This window comes from Fictibacillus sp. B-59209 (assembly GCF_036216745.1).
In the GTDB taxonomy this organism is placed as follows: domain Bacteria; phylum Bacillota; class Bacilli; order Bacillales; family Fictibacillaceae; genus Fictibacillus_C; species Fictibacillus_C marinisediminis.
The window spans coordinates 499569-519040 of record NZ_JARMMC010000018.1; the positions used below are offsets into that span (position 1 = coordinate 499569).

The 19472-nt window shown below is 44.5% G+C and carries 17 protein-coding genes and 2 riboswitches; of the genes, 5 read left to right on the top strand and 12 right to left on the bottom strand.

The window, feature by feature from the left end:
- Window positions 1–44: 44 nt before the first annotated feature.
- The 6 genes from asnB to P4361_RS15435 form a co-directional block, all read right to left on the bottom strand.
- Window positions 45–1910: an asparagine synthase (glutamine-hydrolyzing) gene (gene asnB, locus P4361_RS15410; RefSeq protein WP_425590266.1), complete on the bottom strand. Its 1866-nt coding sequence runs from the start codon at window positions 1908–1910 to the stop codon at window positions 45–47.
- Between the two features lie 174 nt (window positions 1911–2084).
- Complete coding sequence (locus tag P4361_RS15415; protein WP_328089945.1) at window positions 2085–2621, bottom strand: 1,2-dihydroxy-3-keto-5-methylthiopentene dioxygenase; 537 nt, start codon at window positions 2619–2621, stop codon at window positions 2085–2087.
- 26 nt (window positions 2622–2647) lie between these two features.
- Window positions 2648–3289, bottom strand: coding sequence for a methylthioribulose 1-phosphate dehydratase (locus P4361_RS15420; protein WP_328089946.1), 642 nt, complete (start codon window positions 3287–3289; stop codon window positions 2648–2650).
- Complete coding sequence (locus P4361_RS15425) at window positions 3286–3948, bottom strand: 2-hydroxy-3-keto-5-methylthiopentenyl-1-phosphate phosphatase (protein WP_328089947.1); 663 nt, start codon at window positions 3946–3948, stop codon at window positions 3286–3288. Before P4361_RS15425 ends, P4361_RS15420 begins: the two co-directional genes overlap by 4 nt.
- Entirely contained in the window at window positions 3945–5186 is a 1242-nt protein-coding gene (mtnW, locus tag P4361_RS15430; RefSeq protein ID WP_256225543.1) for a 2,3-diketo-5-methylthiopentyl-1-phosphate enolase, read from the bottom strand. Before mtnW ends, P4361_RS15425 begins: the two co-directional genes overlap by 4 nt.
- Window positions 5187–5501: 315 nt before the next feature.
- A riboswitch (SAM riboswitch) is annotated at window positions 5502–5610 on the bottom strand.
- 87 nt (window positions 5611–5697) lie between these two features.
- Entirely contained in the window at window positions 5698–6870 is a 1173-nt protein-coding gene (locus tag P4361_RS15435) for a pyridoxal phosphate-dependent aminotransferase (protein ID WP_328089949.1), read from the bottom strand.
- An 85-nt stretch (window positions 6871–6955) separates the two neighbouring features.
- On the opposite strand from P4361_RS15435, the gene P4361_RS15440 reads away from it, so the two are divergent.
- The 3 genes from P4361_RS15440 (at window position 6956) to mtnA (ending at window position 10347) form a co-directional block, all read left to right on the top strand.
- Window positions 6956–7753: a carbon-nitrogen family hydrolase gene (locus P4361_RS15440; protein ID WP_425590267.1), complete on the top strand. Its 798-nt coding sequence runs from the start codon at window positions 6956–6958 to the stop codon at window positions 7751–7753.
- Between the two features lie 92 nt (window positions 7754–7845).
- A riboswitch (SAM riboswitch) is annotated at window positions 7846–7999 on the top strand.
- Between the two features lie 81 nt (window positions 8000–8080).
- Complete coding sequence (gene mtnK / locus P4361_RS15445) at window positions 8081–9292, top strand: S-methyl-5-thioribose kinase (RefSeq protein ID WP_328089950.1); 1212 nt, start codon at window positions 8081–8083, stop codon at window positions 9290–9292.
- Between the two features lie 5 nt (window positions 9293–9297).
- Window positions 9298–10347: an S-methyl-5-thioribose-1-phosphate isomerase gene (gene mtnA, locus P4361_RS15450; RefSeq protein ID WP_328090036.1), complete on the top strand. Its 1050-nt coding sequence runs from the start codon at window positions 9298–9300 to the stop codon at window positions 10345–10347.
- Between the two features lie 23 nt (window positions 10348–10370).
- On the opposite strand, the gene P4361_RS15455 is transcribed toward mtnA, so the two are convergent.
- Both P4361_RS15455 and P4361_RS15460 read right to left on the bottom strand, forming a co-directional pair.
- The gene (locus P4361_RS15455; protein WP_328089951.1) at window positions 10371–12146 is read right to left on the bottom strand and encodes a bifunctional diguanylate cyclase/phosphodiesterase; all 1776 of its coding nucleotides are present in this window, start codon (window positions 12144–12146) and stop codon (window positions 10371–10373) included.
- A 94-nt stretch (window positions 12147–12240) separates the two neighbouring features.
- Window positions 12241–12603, bottom strand: a complete 363-nt coding sequence (locus P4361_RS15460) for a DUF1516 family protein (protein ID WP_062231288.1) — start codon at window positions 12601–12603, stop codon at window positions 12241–12243.
- Between the two features lie 149 nt (window positions 12604–12752).
- Between P4361_RS15460 and P4361_RS15465 the strand changes: the two genes are divergently transcribed.
- A complete protein-coding gene (locus tag P4361_RS15465; RefSeq protein WP_305584428.1) occupies window positions 12753–13946 on the top strand; it encodes an ornithine--oxo-acid transaminase in 1194 nt (397 codons plus the stop codon).
- A 62-nt stretch (window positions 13947–14008) separates the two neighbouring features.
- Here P4361_RS15465 and P4361_RS15470 read toward each other — a convergent pair whose 3' ends face one another.
- From P4361_RS15470 to P4361_RS15485, 4 genes are all read right to left on the bottom strand, one after another.
- The gene (locus P4361_RS15470) at window positions 14009–14797 is read right to left on the bottom strand and encodes an SDR family oxidoreductase (protein ID WP_053354815.1); all 789 of its coding nucleotides are present in this window, start codon (window positions 14795–14797) and stop codon (window positions 14009–14011) included.
- Between the two features lie 42 nt (window positions 14798–14839).
- On the bottom strand, window positions 14840–16264 hold the full coding sequence (locus P4361_RS15475; RefSeq protein WP_328089953.1) for an NAD-dependent succinate-semialdehyde dehydrogenase: 1425 nt from the start codon (window positions 16262–16264) through the stop codon (window positions 14840–14842).
- A 66-nt stretch (window positions 16265–16330) separates the two neighbouring features.
- Entirely contained in the window at window positions 16331–17227 is an 897-nt protein-coding gene (locus P4361_RS15480) for a fumarylacetoacetate hydrolase family protein (protein ID WP_328089955.1), read from the bottom strand.
- 24 nt (window positions 17228–17251) lie between these two features.
- On the bottom strand, window positions 17252–17545 hold the full coding sequence (locus P4361_RS15485; protein ID WP_053354818.1) for a 4a-hydroxytetrahydrobiopterin dehydratase: 294 nt from the start codon (window positions 17543–17545) through the stop codon (window positions 17252–17254).
- 155 nt (window positions 17546–17700) lie between these two features.
- Between P4361_RS15485 and P4361_RS15490 the strand changes: the two genes are divergently transcribed.
- Window positions 17701–19470 carry a B12-binding domain-containing radical SAM protein gene (locus tag P4361_RS15490; protein WP_425590273.1) on the top strand — a complete coding sequence of 590 codons (1770 nt, stop codon included), beginning with the start codon at window positions 17701–17703 and terminating at the stop codon, window positions 19468–19470.
- Window positions 19471–19472: the final 2 nt, after the last annotated feature.

Here is a 19472-nt window from a genome sequence, read left to right on the forward strand (position 1 = left end):
GTTATATCGCACGAAGAAAATGTGNNTTCTGGACAGCCCCTTTTTCAATCGATAATATTAATGTTATAGTCGTTCAGCCAAGTATCGATTTGAGACAGATGGGCCATGAGCTGTGGCCCGGTCATTAGCTGGCCGAACCAAGGAACTTTAAATGCTTCACCGTTTGTATCAATAATCGCCTGAACTTTTTCTTTTTTTATCAATTCCAGTATAGGTGAACTGCTGTTATCGATGATCGACTGAAGCCACTCTTTCACACTTTGCGTATAGTTTGGATTATGTGTTTTCGGATAAGGGCTTTTCTTTCTATGAAGAACTTCATCTGGCAGGATTCCGGTAAGCGCTTTTCTGAGAAGGCCCTTTTCCCGCCCTTCCAGCATCTTCATCTCCCACGGTATGTTCCAGGCGTATTCAACGATCCGGTGGTCAGCAAACGGCACCCTGACCTCCAGACTTGCCCCCATGCTCATTCGGTCCTTACGATCGAGCAATGTTGTCATGAACCAGATCATGTTTAAGTAAAAAATCTCCCTGCGTTTCGCCTCCACTCCCGTTTCTCCATCAAGCCTTGGCATTTCCGCGAGTGATTCTTGGTGCCGCTGTTTCACATAGGAAGATAGATTGAGCTTATTCTTCCAATGATCATGCAGCAGATCTTCACGCTCAGCCGTTGAACTCATCCATGGAAAAAGGGGCCGGTTCATAACTTCTGGTTTATGAAACCATGGATAACCGCCAAAAATTTCATCGGCACACTCACCGGAAAGTGCAACCGTGGAATGATCTTTAATCAGTCTGCAGAACCAAAGCAATGAGGAATCAACATCTGCCATTCCCGGAAGATCCCTTACTGCTACTGATTCCCGAAGGTGATTGACCAGCAGCTCTGTGTCAATGACACAATTGTGATGGACGGAGCCTGTGGCTTCCACCATCTTTTGGATAAATGGACCGTCGGCGTTCGGCTGGAAATCACTCGCTTTAAAATACTTGTCATTATCCACATAATCGATGCTGAACGTGTGGAGCCGGCCTCTATTCTCTGATTTAAAATGCTCTGCCGCAATCGCGGATATCACACTTGAGTCAAGGCCTCCCGATAAAAAGGTGGAAACCGGCACATCGGCAACAAGCTGCCGTTGAACAGCATCCACCACCAGCTCTCTCACATTGGATATGGTTTCCTCCAGCGAATGAGGATGACGCTCGCTCTTCACGTTCCAATACCGCCAAAGCCTTTGACCGTTTCTATCAAATGTTAAAGCATGGCCGGGCCTGAGTTCACTGACCCCTTTAAACACACCATGTCCCGGAGTCCTTGATGGCCCCAGCCCGAAAACTTCCTGAAGACCTTCGCTCTCCAGTTCGGCTTTTACATCAGGATGAGCCAGGATCGCTTTTAATTCCGAACCGAACAAAAGACGCCCTCCCGCTATAGAGTAAAACAGCGGTTTGACACCAAGACGGTCTCGTGCAAGAAACAATTTTTCCTTTTGGGAATCCCAGATCGCAAAAGCAAAGATCCCATTAAAGTGATCAATACAGCTTTCTCCCCATTCAATATAGGAAATGAGAAGCACTTCGGTATCAGAATGACCTTCAAACCGATACCCTTTTTTCAACAGTTCTTTTCTTAAATCCTCTGTGTTATAAAGCTCACCATTATAACAAAGTGTGCAAGGAGCGTTCTCTTCTCCCCTCGTCATCGGCTGTGCGCCGCCTTCAAGATCCACAACCGCCAGCCTCGCATGGCCGAAGCCTGCATGAGTGCGGCTCCATACGTTCAAAGCGTCCGGACCGCGTTTCGATAATGTAGCTGCCATTTTAATCAATGTTTTATTTTCCTGTGAAACGTCGCGCTTCCAGTCTATCCATCCAGTAATCCCGCACACCGTCATCACCCTTTCCATTCGGATGCTGATTCATCCTTCCATAAGCGCCCAATACTTACTTTATGCAGGTAAGTGATAATGGTTCACCGGTATGAGTGGGTAATTATGCAAGATTGAAAAGCTTGCAAGCTAGCCATTAAAAAAACTGCAGCAAAGGAAGCTCCCTTTGCTGCAGTCTAGGGTGTAATCTGATTATTTAACGGTAGTTTCCTGTTTACCGTAGAGGGGCACCCAGCCTTCCTTTGATTTAAAGATTCGGACGGCCACAACTTTGCGGTCATCCATGAGTGTAAAGTAATGGCGATAGTTTTCAGGTACAGAAATGAGATCTCCTGGCTCTAGCTCGACGTCAAAAAATCGTCCCTCTGGCCCTTCAATCGCAAAAATACCGTGTCCGCTCACAATAAATCGTACTTCATCATCGGAATGGTGATGCTCTGCCAAAAAGTTTTTCAGCAGCTCATCAAGATTTGGAGTATCCGGTGACAGGGCAATTATATCTTCTGTCACGTATCCTCTCCTTTCTGACAGTTCATCAATTTCTTTTCTGAAGACCTGAATGATTTCTGCTTTCTCTTCATCACTTAAAGAATAGTTTTCTTTCAGGTGTGCAGGAAGTTTTTCAATATCCCAATTTTCGTAGATTACTCCCTGGCTTTCAAGATAAGCACTAACCTTCTTAAGTTCTTCATATCTTTCATTGTTATCATGAAAACGTAATTGCGCCATATGGCATCCCCCTATGCTCTTTCGTTTTATATAAGTGATGGTTGTCCATCATGAAACTGCATTATTGATTTCATTTTAATATGATAGGAAAATAGAAACTCTATTGCTTCCAAGTGCCTTTTCGCCTCAAATCCCGATTTGCCCCAAACGGTGATTCCGTGGTTTCGAATAAGGACAGCTCTTGTATCAGGACCAATTGCCTTTCCGAAGCTTTCGGCCAATATCTTAAGATCCGCATAGTTCTCAATAATGGGAACCGTGATGGACCCATCTTCTTCCCAGATGTTAAAGGCCTTGATCAGTTCCTGCCCTTTGAAAGAAACCTGCCCCTCTCCTGCATACAATTCTGAAATCACATTATTGTCCACAGTATGCACATGGAGACAGCAGCCCGCATCGGTCAGCTGATATACTTTTGAATGAAGGCCGGTTTCAGCTGAAGCGCGGAGATGTGTCGGATCAGCCGCATTTCCCTCTGAATCCACCAATAGAAAGTCCTCAGTCGTCCTTCTTCGCTTATCCTTTCCGCTTGCGGTAACCAAGAAAGTAAGCGGTTGATCGCTTACCTTAATGGACAGGTTTCCGCTTGTTCCTGGAAACCAGTCCCTTAATGCCAATTCATCTTTAATGTCCGCCAGTTCTGTCCATAGCGCATCAAGCGTACTCAAACTCTCACTTCCTTTTCCTCAAGATACTGTACAATCTCATAAAAAGTAGAGAAAGGATCGTATGCAATGCTGAGTTCTTCGCATTTCTCGATCAAGAAATCTCTGGCAAACACTTTATCCGCAATCTTGGCGGCCTGCAGGTCTGTAATGGAATCACCGATCACAATTTTTTCATAACGGGAAGAATCGTAGCCTCTCAGTATAGTAGGTTTACAGCATCCACAATCATTGCCGCAAGAAGAATCGCAGGAGTGCGGCCAAAGAATCTGTATTGCCTCTCCATGAAAATTACTCCCGTTGCAATAAATCTTATCTTGATTAATTATTCCATGAAGCATTGGATAAACGAAAAAATCAATTCCACCACTGACGATAAACAGTGGGATATTGTGCTCTTTTGTATAAGCTACAAATTCTTTAAATCCTTCTCGAATTTTTGCTGTTGAGAGTACATAGTCCACAATCTCATTCTTCCTGTCGGATGGAATAAGGGAAAAGAGTTTCCCTATACCTTCCCGGATAGAGATCTCCTGATTTAGAATTTGCTCTTTAATGAGTTCCCAGCCGTTCGGAGCAAAATTCTTCATGATATCGATAATATTATCTTTTTCGGTAATCGTACCGTCAAAATCACAAAAGATAATTTTCGTTTTGCTCATGCCTTTACCAATCCGCCCCACAAATCAAGCGCTTCTTTTAAAGGTTTACTTTCCTGGCTGATCTGTTCAAGAGATTTGTTTAGCATCAATCCATCGATTGCATCCCGGAAAGCTCTTCCGCCATCCACAGCCCCTCCTGGATGGCCGTGAACACCCCCACCAGCATTAATAATGCTTTCAATGCCAAAATCCTGAAGCAAGAGCGGTGTTAAACCAGGATGGATTCCTGCTGATGGTACCGGGAATGCCCCTTTCCAGTTTGCATCCTTCTCAGTCAGTTCGCCTGCAATGCCGATTGCATCTTCTTTTCGAAGGGCGACACTGCCATATGGTGACGGGAACAATACGAGATCCGCTCCTGCAAGGCGGAGCAGCTTACCAAGAAGCAGACGGTTGGAGATCCCATAAAATTCCGATGGTGTAATGGCGCCTGATAAGGCAGGATGTGCCATGATCGGAAGGCTGACGTCCGGATCTTCTGCTAAGCTTTGCAAGACGTCAAGCCCATAGGCGAAAACGTTAAAGAGCAATGCGCTTGCCCCGAGCTCTGCCGCCTTTTTTGCTTTATCTTTCAGATCATACGTACGCCCTGTCAAATTCACTGCATACAGTGTCTTATGTCCGGTCTCTTGTTCAGTTGCCGTTAATACTTCTTTAGCAGCTTTTATTCGTTCTTCAAATGGTGTCAGCGGATTATCGAACAGAATTTCATCATCTTTTACGAGGTCCACTCCGCCCAGCGCTTGTTCCTTCAGCTGATTCTTGAAATATTGAAGATCCCTGCCGATCACACCTTTAAAAATACTCATTAGAAGAGGCCTTTCAAAAACCCCTAGCTGATTGCGAATTCCATCAATTCCAAAAGAAGGTCCAGGAAAAGCCGAAGCCAATTCAGGGGAAAAATCAAGATCGATCAGCTTTACTTCTCCATCCAACGATAGTTTACCGAAAACAGTCGTCAAGATTGCCGGCAAGTCCGCTGTGAAGTTAGCGGCAGGATACGCGATTTTAAGAAGAGCCTGTTTTCTGGACGAGCCAAAGTATTGATTTACCCTCGTATCTTCGGGCAATTCATTGATTTCCACTACGTGGCCTTTATGGTTTCGCAGCTGTTCTTTCTGAAGATCCGGCAAGTCCGTCCATGAACCGACCGTCAGTCCGAGTGCAATTCCTTCAGCTTTTTTCTCAAAGTTGCCTTTTGGATCATGAACCAGATAGGTTGCAGTTATTGTCGACATGCTGAAATCCCTCCGAAAGCATAGATTTATATTAGAAAGGCGCAATCGCCCTGCTAAGGTCCGACAAGCGACGGAACTCTTACACAGCAACACGCTTTTTGTGTTGTGAAGTAAGAGTGAAGCGACCAAAGACGAATTGTGTTTTTCAATTCGTCCTCCGAGGACCTGAGCCGAAAACAAGAAACATGTTTTCAGCCCTGGGCGCTGGAGCTGGACATTACTTCTATGCCAGCTGAATTTTGTACTCGCTTTACACTTAACTTAAAAAACCTCTTCCCGAGGGAAGAGGCATAATAAACATAGAGATACCGCTTCCTCTCATCTGTCAGCTGCCGCTGCAAGAATTAGCACCGTTTTTATCCTAAAGGATAAGCCGGTTGCCGGGCTTCATAGGGCTAGTCCCTCCACCTGCTCTTGATAAGAGAATAAATAAAATTATTCGAATGTTAGAATTACTTGTGATTATGACAGGTAACAAAAAATCTGTCAATCTCTTAAATGTTCAACACTATCAAAATAATTTTAGCTGACCTATCCGATCAACGGCTTCCTTCAGCTTGTTCTCATCCGTTAATAGCCCTGCTCTAACATAACCGTCTCCTTCTTTGCCAAAACCGATGCCTGGTGCAACAACGACATGTGAATGCTCCAGAAGATAATCTGCAAAACTTTCAGATGTGAATCCTGAGGGAACAGGCAGCCAACAAAAGAAGGATCCTTTAGGGGCAGTCACATCCCAGCCGATCTCCTTCAATCCTGAAATAAACACATCACGCCGTTTTTCATACATGGCGACCAGGTTTTCCACGCACTCCTGCGGCCCCAGGAGTGCTTTAGCTGCAGCTTCCTGTACAGCTGGAAAAAGGCTGACATAGAAGTGGTCCTGAAGAAGATTAATGCTTTCAATCACACTCTCGTTCCCGATGGCAAAGCCTACTCTCCAGCCAGCCATGTTATACGTCTTGCTCATCGTATAGATTTCGATACCCTGTTCTTTCGCACCAGGAACCTGCAGATAGCTGACCGGTTTCTCGTTTTCAAATCCGATGGCTCCATAGGCAAAATCATGGACGACTAAAATATTATGCTTTTCAGCAAAGCTTACTGTATCTTCAAAGAACGGCACTGTGGCTACTCCCGCCGTTGGATTATTCGGATAGTTCAAGAACATGAGTTTTGCCCGTTCTGCATCCTCTTGTGAGATTTCAGCGTAATCAGGCAGGAAATCATTTTCCTCTTTAAGAGGCATCATGCTCATCTCAGCTTCCGCCATGGCAAGTCCTGACCAGTAATCGGGATATCCAGGATCCGGGACCAAGGCTAGGTCACCTTTGTTCAAAAAACATTGTGAAATCTCTACTAAACCCGCTTTACCTCCGAATAAGACAGCTACTTCTTTTTTAGAATCAACGTCTACGCCGAATTCTTTCTTGTAATGTTCAGCAACTGCCTCTTTTAAAAAATCATAACCCCTGAACGGAGAATATTTATGATATTGCGGGTTATGAGCAGCCTCCTGCAAAGCTGCCACAATATGCGGAGGAGTAGGCTGGTCAGGGTTTCCCTGGCCAAGGTTGATAATATCATGCCCTTTAGAAGCAGCAGCACTCACCTTGGCTACCAGCTTTGCAAAAAATTGTTCGGGCAGCCGCGATAAAGCTTCTGCTTGCTGAAATTGTTTCACGGTTACACATCCTGTCTTTCGTAATTTTCTTGAAATTCTAATCAATTATGTTATACGCTTAATTAAAATCTGTCAAAACGTTTTAATGGAGGATAGCATGAAACTTACTGTTGCAGCGATTCAAATGGATATTCAGCTTGGCAATCCCAAGGAAAATATTAAGAGGGCTTCAGAAAGAATTGAACAGGCAGCAATGAAAAAACCTGATGTGATTGTTCTTCCTGAACTGTGGACTACAGGCTATGATCTAGAAAGGTTAGATGAGATAGGAGATACAAACGGCGATGAGATCAAACGATTAATGAGCGGCCTTGCCAGCAAATACCAAGTGAACATTGTTGCAGGTTCCATCGCTAAGAAAACGGATGAAGGAATCTATAACACCATGTATGCCTTTAACCGAAAAGGTGAGCAGACCGGCGAATACAGTAAACTCCATCTGATCCGGCTAATGCAGGAAGAAAAATATATTGCTCCGGGCTCCCGCAAAGGAAATTTCATGCTGGAAAACGTTCCTGCTGCCGGTGTCATCTGCTATGATATCCGTTTCCCTGAATGGATTCGCGCCCATATTCTTGAAGGCGCCTCTATCCTGTTTGTTCCTGCCGAGTGGCCGGCGCAGCGGCTGAGCCACTGGCGGAACCTGCTAATAACAAGAGCCATTGAGAACCAATGCTACGTTGTGGCATGCAACCGGGTCGGCAGTGATAAGAACAACACTTTCGCAGGTCACACGATGGTCATTGATCCCTGGGGAGAAATTATTGCAGAGACAGACGGAGAAGAAGAGACCATTTTGTTTGCTGAGGTCGACACTGATCTTGTTGAAGAAGTAAGAAACAGAATCCCTGTGTTTGAAGACAGACGTCCAGAATTTTATTAAAAAAGATTTGACAGACAATGGATAAGATTGTATGATTGCCATTGTAAATTATTATTGCATTCTGTTTTTTCTAACAATTTTATATTTGTTGTCTCTTATCAAGAGCAGGTGGAGGGAATTTGGCCCGATGAAACCCAGCAACCGACCGTAATACCATTGTGAAATGGGGCGTCTATTACTAGAAGCCTGGAGATCCAGTATGGCACGGTGCTAATTCCAGCAAAACTTTGTTTTGCAAGATAAGAGGCGTGGAAACTATACATCCAGGCCTCTTTTCTTACAGAAAAGAGGCCTTTTTACATACAAAATATTCCGGAGGTAGTATAGATGGCAACAACCCTCAAACAATCTTACGAACGACTGAATGAACAAACCGTGGTGGAGCTGGCACAAAAACTCGAACTGTTATCTGATTATCAAAACATTAAAGTCAATGAGATTGGTGACGGTAATCTTAACCTTGTTTTTCGGCTAATCGAAGAAGATACAGGTAAATCCATTATCGTAAAGCAGGCACTTCCCTATGCCAAAGTCGTGGGAGAAAGCTGGCCGCTTACACTGGACAGGGCAAGGATTGAAAGCAGCTCTTTAATAAAATCAGCAGAATTTGCTCCTGAGCATGTTCCAGAAGTTTTTTATACAGACCAGGATCTCGCTCTCACTGTAATGGAAGACTTATCTTCTCACGTGATTCTGCGGAAAGGTCTGATCGAAGGGGTCAAATATCCTCATCTCGCACAGCACATCGGCACATTTATTGCCAAAAGCCTGTTCTATACGAGTGATTTTTACTTGCATCCTTTCGAGAAGAAAGAGCTTGTCCAGACGTTTACAAACCCTGAACTCTGCAAGATTACCGAAGACCTTGTATTTACTGACCCGTTTTATGACATCGACACCAACGATTTTCCTTCCGAGCTGAAGGAGGCCGTTTCCGAACTATGGAGTGATACTCTCCTCAAACAGAGAGCTGCCTCTCTAAAATATAAATTTTTGACGCGTGCAGAGGCTCTGTTGCATGGTGACCTCCATACCGGAAGTATTTTCGTTACCGAAACTTCTACAAAATTAATAGATTCCGAGTTTGCTTATTATGGGCCTCAAGGCTTTGATATCGCCCACTTTTTTGCCAATATTGCATTGAATCATGCCTCACAGTCCTTTCATATCTCTGACTCTCTTAGGCGCGAAGAATATCAGAGCTATTTGCTCAGCGTGATCAAAGACACTTGGGAAACCTTCACTGCCCGTTACAGAGAACTGTGGAAAACAGAGGGTGTAGAGTCTGCAACCAAACTTCCTGGATTTGAGGAAGAGATTTTAAATAGCATTTTTACAGATATGATTGGTTTTGCCGGTTGTGAAGTGATCCGCCGCACGATTGGGCTTGCCCATGTCGAAGATCTTGATTCCATTGAAGACTTCAATGGCCAAATCGAGTTAAAAAAACGTGTGCTGAAGCTTGGAAGCGATTGGGTAAAGAACGCTGAGAGCATAAAAAATATCGATGATTTTATCACATACATCAGGAGTGTTTAATGATTATGAGTACGACAGAAACCTGGATTTCATCACTGAGATATAAAGGGGATCATCTTCTGCTGCTTGATCAGCAGCAGCTTCCCCGCCATACCGTCTACATTAATGTTACGACAATTGAACAAGTGTGGGATTGCATAAAAAAATTGCAAGTGCGAGGCGCACCTGCCATTGGAATCGCCGCAGCTTTTGGAATCGTGTTATGGGCAAAGGCCAACATATCCATGCCGTATGACGAGTTCAAGTCAAAGCTGTTGCAGCAAAAAGCTTACCTTGCCGGATCCCGGCCCACTGCGGTTAATTTGTTCTGGGCCCTCGACCGGGTCACAGGCTCTGCCGAACAAGCCCGAGATACTGAGGAAGCGGTTCAGCTGATCGAGCAAGAGGCTCTTCTCATTCAGCGGGAAGATGAAGAAACTTGCCGTAAAATCGGGGAATACGCATTGACCTTGCTGAAAAACGGGGATTGTTTGATGACGCACTGCAATGCTGGCGGAATTGCAACTTCCCGGTATGGTACAGCTCTGGCTCCCATGTATTTAGCAAAAGAAAAAGGCTGGGACCTCTCGGTGTACGCTAATGAAACAAGACCGGTATTTCAAGGGGCGCGTTTAACAGCCTGGGAGCTGCAGCAGGCAGGAATTAATGTAACATTGATTACGGATAACATGGCTGCCCATACACTTAAAACAAAAAACATCGCTGCGGTCATCGTCGGCTGTGACAGAGTCGCTGCCAACGGAGATACCGCAAATAAAATCGGGACGTTCGGACTAGCCTTGCAGGCAAAAGCACTCGGCATTCCCTTTTATGTAGCCTCTCCTCTATCAACGATCGATTTGAAAACATCAACAGGAGATGATATTCCCATTGAGGAAAGACCGGCAGAAGAAGTGACCCACTTTCAGGGAGAACCCATCGCACCAGAAGGCGTGAAGGTATTCAATCCGGCTTTTGATGTCACTCCCCATGAGTACATTACCGCCATCATTACCGAGAGGGGAATTGCGTCAGGAAATTATAAAAAACAGCTTGCAAACTTTTTTAATAGCTAAAAAAAGCTCGCGGCCCTTTTGGGTCACGAGCTTTTTGTATGGTACGTATGAAACAATTCTTCGATTTCTGCCGCACAGACCGGTTTCCCGATGAAAAACCCCTGTACATGATCACAGCCATAATCCTTCAGCACAAGAAGCTGCTGTTTTGTTTCCACCCCTTCAGCAAGAGCTGTTACGGAAAGCCCTTTGCACATCGTGATGATCGCTCTGACGATGGCTGCATCTGTGGAACTGTGATCAGATTTCGTAAGGTTGCGGATGAATGATTGATCAATCTTAAGAATATCGATCGGAAATTCTTTTAAGTAGCTCAATGAACTATATCCCGTGCCAAAATCATCGATGGATATTTTAATGCCGAGCTCCTTCAGTTCTTTCATGATGTTAATGCCATATTGTACATTTTCCACCATCATGCTTTCTGTCAGCTCCAAATGAAGGAACCTTGGGTCAATTTTAGATCGCTGAAGCGCTTCTTTCACTTCATACACAAAATCCAGCTTTTGAAATTGCCTGCCTGAAACATTTACGGATATCGAGATCTCACTGTTCATCGTCTCATGCCATTTTTTCAGCTGCTGACATGCTTCATTTAATACCCATCTCCCAATGTTCCCGATCAGTCCGGTCTCTTCAGCAAGAGGGATGAAGTTCCCCGGGGAAACAATTCCAAGACGAGGATGGTTCCAGCGGACCAAAGCTTCGAGTGCGATGACCTTGCCATCATCCAAACTAATCTGGGGCTGAAAATACAGTGACAGTTCACCTTTTGGAATGGCATTCCGGAGAAAGCTCTCCATGGCAAGCCGTTCAATCGTGAACTCGTTCATCTCGCCTTTAAAGAACTCCCGCTCTCCCCTGCCTTTTGCTTTTGCCCGGTGAAGAGCAATTCCGGCATTTTTGATCAAAACATCCGGAGTAAGTCCATCATCCGGATAAATGCTGATTCCCATCGAGGCTGTCAGAACAAATTCCTGATCATTATAAATAAGAGGAACAGCCAGAGTTTCTGATAGTTTCTCACTTACCCTTCCGGCTTCTTCCACACCTGACAGCTCGTTGATGACAACCATGAATTCGTCTCCGGCATATCGTGACAGCATGCATTGCCGTCCGATTGTTTTTTTCAGCTGTTTTGCCGCATACTTAAGAAAATGATCTCCGGCTTGATGCCCAAGACTCTCGTTAATCATTTTGAACTGATCAAGATCAATAAAAACAACCGCAGCCTTTTCTCCGTTTTCCATGGTTTTCCTTAAGCAGTTTTCCAGATGCTGTTCAAATAGCATTCGGTTTGGAAGTCCGGTCAATAGATCATGAAACGCAAGGTGAACGATTTTTTCTTCTGCTTCCTTTTGCTTAGTAACATTCTTACCGATCCCATAAACACCAACCACTTCTCCGTTAACGATAATCGGAAGGTTGGTGATGCAGAATTCGAGCGCATGCCCTTTTTTATGATAAAGCTTAGCTGTGAAACATTCCGTCTGCCCATGTATGGTGAGGTTAAAGCAGTTGCTTACCTTTAATTTATCTTCCTCTGAAACATAGGTGATCGCCGTTGTTTTCAATACTTCCGGCTGTCTGTACCCAAGCATTCTGGTCAAAGAGGCGTTCACACTCGTAATCATGCCTGTGAGATCCATAGAGTAGATCAAGTCAGGGTTATGATCAAACAGAGATTTATAGCGCTGTTCAGATTCTTGAAGGCTGGCATTTAGCTTAATCATTTCAACAGTTGATGCTTTCACTAAATGAGACAGTGCCATTATTTCTTCGTTATCATTCTTCATCATGAGCACCTCGATCTATTCAAATGCCAATATACAGTTCTCTGTATTCTATATCGGCATCGGCTGCTCATTTGTTTACACAAACATCATCGCTTCATTAAAAGCTCATCGGCAATACAGAATAGCCGTAATAAAACACAAGAGCCAGCGCAAGAACAAAGGTGATCCAGCGGGTTTTTTTCAGTTCATTGCGTTTTTCACCGTAAAGCATAAGCTCCATCTGTCCAATGACAGCCAGCCCAAGTACACCTTTAACAATAAGCGGACCAATATTCACGGCACCGGCCTGAATCCACAAATAAATGAGCGCAGCACCCGAAAAAATGGTCGTTACATAGAGCAGGCGCAAAATCATATGAAGAATTTTAGAAATTTTTTTATTTTTTCTTTTGTATAGGCTATAAGTCACAAAGAACAGAATAAGCGCCATACCCCACGAAAAGACATGCATATGCAACATATTTATTTCCTCCTATGTATAATCCTCCACTTTACTATACCACGAACTTTTTCAGCTCGGGAAATACGAGAATTTAAGGTAGGAAGAAAGCCTTTTCATTGCTATAATGTAAAAGGATTCACCATAAACTACAGATTGGAGTGAGAGATATGATTAAAACAGAAAACATCATCTCCAAAACAGAACAATTCGGGGCGAATAACTATCACCCACTTCCAATAGTCATTTCCAAAGGCGAAGGTGTTTGGGTTTATGACCCGGAAGGAAACAAATATATGGATATGCTCAGTGCCTACTCTGCGGTAAACCAGGGGCACAGACATCCTAAAATTATTCAAGCCTTAAAAGATCAGGCAGACCGAATCACGTTAACATCTCGTGCTTTCCACAATGATCAGCTTGGTAACTTTTATGAGAAAGTAACTGATCTTACAGGAAAGAACATGGTTCTTCCGATGAACACAGGTGCTGAAGCGGTTGAAACAGCTATTAAAACTGTCCGTCGCTGGGCGTATGACGTAAAAGGCGTTCCTGCCAACCAGGCAGAAGTCATCGCTTGTGAAGGCAACTTCCACGGCCGTACAATGACAGCGGTTTCCATGTCTTCTGATGAAGAATATAAACGCGGATTCGGGCCGATGCTCCCTGGCATCAAACTGATTCCTTACGGTGATCTTGAAGCGTTGAAGCAAGCGATCACACCGAATACGGCAGCTTTCATCATGGAACCGATCCAGGGTGAAGCAGGAATCGTGATCCCGCCGGAAGGTTTCTTAAAACAAGCACGAGAGCTTTGTAAAGAAAACAACGTCCTTTTCGTAGCGGACGAGATTCAATCTGGATTAGGCCGTTCAGGTAAGCTGTTTGCCTGCGACTGGGAAGAAGTTGTTCCAGACATGTACATTCTCGGAAAAGCATTAGGCGGCGGCGTTATGCCAATTTCCTGTGTAGCTGCTGATAAAGATATTCTTGGCGTATTTAATCCAGGCAGCCACGGATCAACGTTTGGCGGAAACCCGCTTGCATCTGCTGTTTCTGTTGCTTCTCTTGAAGTTATTGAAGAAGAAAATCTGGTTGAGCGTTCATTGCAGCTAGGAGAGCACTTCTTGAACGAACTAAAATCGATTGATAATCCGGTCATTACAGAAGTCCGCGGACGGGGATTATTCATCGGGGTTGAGCTTAGCGAAGCGGCCCGCCCATATTGCGAGAAGCTGAAAGAAGAAGGGCTCCTCTGCAAAGAAACACACGAAAACGTTATCCGTTTTGCTCCACCGCTCATCATTTCAAACGAAGATTTGGACTGGGCGATCGATCGTATAAAAAAAGTATTATCTGTTTAACACAATAAGCAGAAACAGGCTGGAAGTACTTCCAGCCTGTTTTTTTGTTGGACTACTGATTTTTATAGCGCCTTCACCATACCTCCGTCAATCAGGAACGATTGTCCTGTAATGTAGGTGTTGGCTTCCGAGCCTAAGTAAACAATGGTCTTAGCAAATTCTTCTGGTGTACCATATCGGCCGAGCGGAATGCTCTTTTCCATCTGTTCCTTCACCTGTTCAGGGCTCACTGAATTCGCATCTGCAGCTTTACTGTCTAGCTCCGCCACCCGGTCGGTACCGATACGGCCAGGGCCGATCGTGTTAATGAGGATGCCGTCCTTGCCCAGCTCCTGAGATAAGCTTTTCGACAAGCCATTGATGGCAGTCCTGAACGTGTTGGATAGAATGAGCCCATCAATCGGCTGTTTAAATGAAGAAGAGGCAATGTTAACGATTCTGCCGCCACCATTCTCCCTCATATAAGGAAGAACCTCACGAACAGTACGAACCAAACTCATAAGGGTAAGATTGAACCCAAACTCCCACTCTTCATCCCCGAACGAATCAAAAGTCCCAGCCGGCGGTCCACCAGCGTTGTTTACGAGGACATCAATTTTCCCGAACGCGTCTGCGGCCGCTTTCACGAGCCGCGTAATCTCTTCTTTTTGAGTAATATCACATACAGCATACTCAATCCGGCTTCCTGTTTTCTTTCTGATCTCATCCGCAGTTACCATCAAAGCTTTTTCATCACGGCTCGTAATCATGACAGCCGCACCTTCTTCGGCAAATTTCATCGCTGTTGCCCGTCCAAGTCCTTTGCTGGAGGCAAGAACGAGCACTGCTTTATTTCTTAACCCTAAATCCATAATTTAATCCCCTCCCACTTCCTGCGCTCACTAAAAATTAATTCAGATGACAATGCTAACGTACTTCGTTTCAAGATACGCTTCCATTCCTTCCGTACCGCCTTCTCTGCCGATGCCGCTTTCCTTGAATCCTCCAAATGGTGCCTGAGCAGCGGAAGGGACACCATCATTCCAGCCGATGATGCCGTAGTCAAGCCCTTCGATCAAACGTGTGCCTCTCGACATACTTTCTGTGTAAACATACGCCGCAAGGCCAAATGGACTGCTGTTTGCAAGCCTGATTCCCTCTTCATCTGTACTGATTTTCTGCACAGGAAGTACGGGCCCGAATGTCTCTTCATTCATAATAAGCATGTCATGGTTTACATCTTTTAGAACAGTAGGTTCATAGAAGCAGGCATTGCCTTCGTCCGTACCTTTTCCGCCCAAAACACAAGCTGCTCCCTTTTCAACCGCATTATCAACATGCTCTTTGATTTTTTCATAGCCGTCTCTGTTGATGATCGGACCAATGTCTGTGCCATCATCCATTCCATTTCCGACTTTCAACTTGCGCGTCGCTTCAACAAGCAATTTTGTAAACTCTTCATATTTGTTCTCATGGACATACACACGGTTGATACAAATACAGGTCTGGCCTGCGTTTCTAAATTTGGAAGCGACGATGCCTTTCACCGCTTTATCAAGATCCGCATCATCCAGGACGATTGAAGGAGCATGGCCGCCTAGTTCCATGGATACATTTTTTACAGTCTTGGCACTTTGCTCGATCAGCATTTTTCCTACTTCCGTCGATCCTGTAAAAGTCACCTTTTTCACCTTGTCACTGTCCATAATCTCTTCGGCTATTACCGAAGACGGACCAGTTAGCAGGTTTACAACGCCTTTTGGAAAACCAGCCTTTTCACAGAGTTCTACCAGTTTAATAGCCGTCAGCGGAGTTTCTTTCGGTGGCTTTACAATAAATGTGCAGCCTGCAGCCAAAGCCGGGCCCAGCTTTCGGGTAATCATCGCCGCCGGAAAGTTCCAAGGCGTTATCGCCGCTACGACACCAACCGGCTGTTTGATCACCTGCATCCTTTTGTTTTCAGCAGAAGCCGGGATAGAGCGGCCATACACACGCTTGCCTTCCTCTGAATACCACTGAATGAAAGAAGCTGCATATTGAACCTCACCCAGCGACTCCTTCAATGGTTTACCCATTTCTTTTGTCATGATTTCCGCGATCTCTTCCTTCTGTTCAATCATCAGATCATAAAGCCTGTCCAAATAGGCCGAACGATCATAGGCTGTTAAGCGGGACCAAGGGCCAAAAGCTTCATGGGCAGCTTCGATCGCTGCACGGGTTTCCACCTTGCCAGCCGAAGCAACCGTTCCAACAAGCTCTCCGTTCGCGGGATTTAACACCTCAATCTTTTTTAAATCACTGCCGGTCCATTCTCCATTAATATACAGTACTTTTTCCATCGGCCTTGCCTCCTCAATCGTTGAATGTCTTTCTACTCTTCCTTTTCTACATGACCTTAAAACGTCCTAGATTACTTCATTGCTGAGGGTTCCGATTCCTTCTACCGTAATTTCCACTTGATCTCCACTGTTAAGAAGTCTAGGCGGCTTAAATCCTTTACCTACTCCAGCCGGTGTCCCCGTTGCGATAATATCACCAGGTTCAAGGGTTGTGCCGGCCGAAAGCGCTTTAATAATTTCTGGTATGGTGAAAATAAAGTCTTTCGTATGGCCATCCTGCCTGACCTCGCCGTTCACTTTGGTGATCAGCTTCAGTTCATGGGGATCACCCAGGTATTCCTTCGGCACGATGCATGGCCCCATCGGGCAGGAACCATCCAGGCTCTTTCCGATTAGAAATTGCTTATGGCGCTTCTGCAAGTCTCTGGCCGTTACATCGTTGATAATTGTATAGCCGAAAACATAGTCCATCGCTTCTTCCGCCGGGATGCCGATTCCTATCTTCCCTATGACAACTGCCAGCTCACCTTCATAATCGAGCTCCTCTGTAATACCTTTATGCCTTGGAATGCCTGCTCCATGGCCGATAACAGACGTAGGAGCTTTAGAGAATATCATGACATGTTCTGGAATATCGGCTTCACTGCCCATCTCAATGGCGTGATCCTTATAATTTTTTCCAACACAAAAGATATTCTTTGCCGGCCGCGGAATAGGAGCGAGCCATTGTAGATCAGGGTCGTCAAGACCGTATGTAAAGAGCAGGTTTTCGTGAAAAGTGTCTGATAATTGATTGATTTTATCCAAAAATGCAGCACCGAGCTGTATTCCTTCCAGCATGGTTGCAGGTAATTCCATGTTTTTTTCTTTCGCAGCCATACTAAGATTGAACACTACATTTCGTTCCTCGATCAGTTTGCCTAAAAATAAATCATTCTGATAGCGAGCTGTTACTAATTTCATAGGCTTCACCTTCCGTTTCTTTCTTTAGAGTTTACTGAATGCTTCATCAAAAAGGACGGCCATTTTGAGGTCTGTCTGCGTCAGCCCGCTCAAACTCCACGTTGTAAGCTTAACGGTGACAAGCTTGTAGTTCACTGTAATATAAGGATGATGCTGAAAACTCTCTGAAAGCTGTCCCACTTCACTGACAAATTCAATCCCGTTCAAATAATTTTCGAATCGGTATTTTTTCACCAGCCATTTTCCGTTTGTCAGCTTCCAATCCGGATGCCTCTCAATAAATCGTTCAATCACTTCCTCTGACAGCACTTCATCCATCCGAAATCCGCCTTTCTGCCCCTTATTAAAACTATAACCGAGCGATTGTTTAAACGTCAAAATATTCGGTTAACAGATCCGTTTTATTTCCCTATTTTTTTATGATAAAATAATTTGTTGAATAAAATTAACAGATATGAGGGATTGCTGTGAACATTGTAGTGAGCACACTCAATGCAAAATATATTCATACCTGCCTAGCACTCAGGTATTTAAAGGCTTATAGCGAACCGGATTTCCAAGTTGAAATGGCCGAGTATACCATTAAAGATCCCGCGATTAACATCGTGAGTGACCTCTATATGAAAAAGCCCGATGTACTTGGCTTCAGCTGTTACATCTGGAATATTGAAGAAACGATAAAAGTCATCGAGATGATCAAAAAGATCAGCCCGGAAACAGCCATTATCCTTGGAGGCCCTGAGGTTTCCTATGACGTGGCCCATTGGTTAGACAGAATTCCAGATGCTGATTTCATTATCGTAAACGAAGGTGAAATCTCGTTTAAACATTTTCTTTCAGAGCACTCCGGAGAAAAACGCTATGAAAAGGTAGCGGGCTTGGCCTGGAGAAAAGAAGGAAAGCCAACGATTAACCCGCCGCGCGAAAAATTAGATCTCAAAACCGTTGCAAGCCCCTACCGTTTCCATGAAGATTTGGATCAGCTTTCCAAGCGGGTGACCTATTTTGAGACAAGCAGAGGCTGTCCTTATTCCTGTGCGTTCTGTCTCTCTTCCATTGAAGTGGGTGTCCGGTATTTTGACATCCAAAAAGTAAAGGACGATCTTATCTTTCTTATGGATAATGGAGCGAAGACGATCAAATTCGTTGACCGTACCTTTAATATCAAACGTGACTACGCGCTTGAAATGTTTCAGTTCCTTATTGAAAACAGGAGACCTGGCGTGGTATTTCAGTTTGAGATCACAGCAGATATTATGCGGCCTGAGGTCATTGCCTATCTTAATGAAAATGCACCTGCAGGGCTTTTCCGGTTTGAAATCGGCGTACAATCCACCAATGATCATGTCAACGAACTTGTACAGCGAAGACAGAACTTCGAAAAACTTACGCGGACGGTAATGACCGTCAAAGAAGGCGGAAAGATAGCACAGCATCTTGATCTCATCGCCGGGCTTCCAGAAGAAGACTATGCTTCCTTCCGTAAAACGTTTAATGATGTTTTCGCATTCGGTGTGGAAGAAGTACAGCTCGGCTTCTTAAAGATGCTTCGAGGAACCGGTTTGCGCCTGACTGCTGACCGTCATGACTATGTTTATATGAATCACTCTCCTTATGAGATTTTGGGCAATAACGTGCTTTCGTTTGACGAAATCATAAAGATTAAGCGTGTAGAGGATGTGTTGGAAAAATACTGGAACGACCACCGAATGGACGAGACGCTTCACTATCTCATCCATCATGTGTTCGAATCACCGTTCGATTTTTTCCAGGAATACGGAGATTATTGGGAAAGCAAGGGCTGGTCACGTATTGGACACCAGCTGGAGGATTTATTTGCACGGCTTAAGGAGTTCTTGCAGCATAGCGGGACAGTACATGAAGAGGTGATCGAGAGTCTAATGAAATACGATTATTTCTCTCGTAAAAAACACCGTCCGCACCGCTCGTGGTGGAAGGAAACCCTTTCTAAAACAGAAACAGACCACTATAACCGCTGGATTAAAAATCATCCTGAACTTGTTTCGGAAGAGTTCAAAGCGTATGGTTTAAGTGAGAAGGATCTTATAAAGCATACCGTGCTCGATCTAGTTCCATTTGATCTGCAGCACTACCTCCAGACACATGAAATTAAAGAAAACCCTGTTCTTTCTTTGATCTATTACCATCCGAAGACCCATGAACCGGAACATTACACCATTCCGCTTGAGCGCATTGTGCTTGAAGAACTGCATTCTGTATAAAT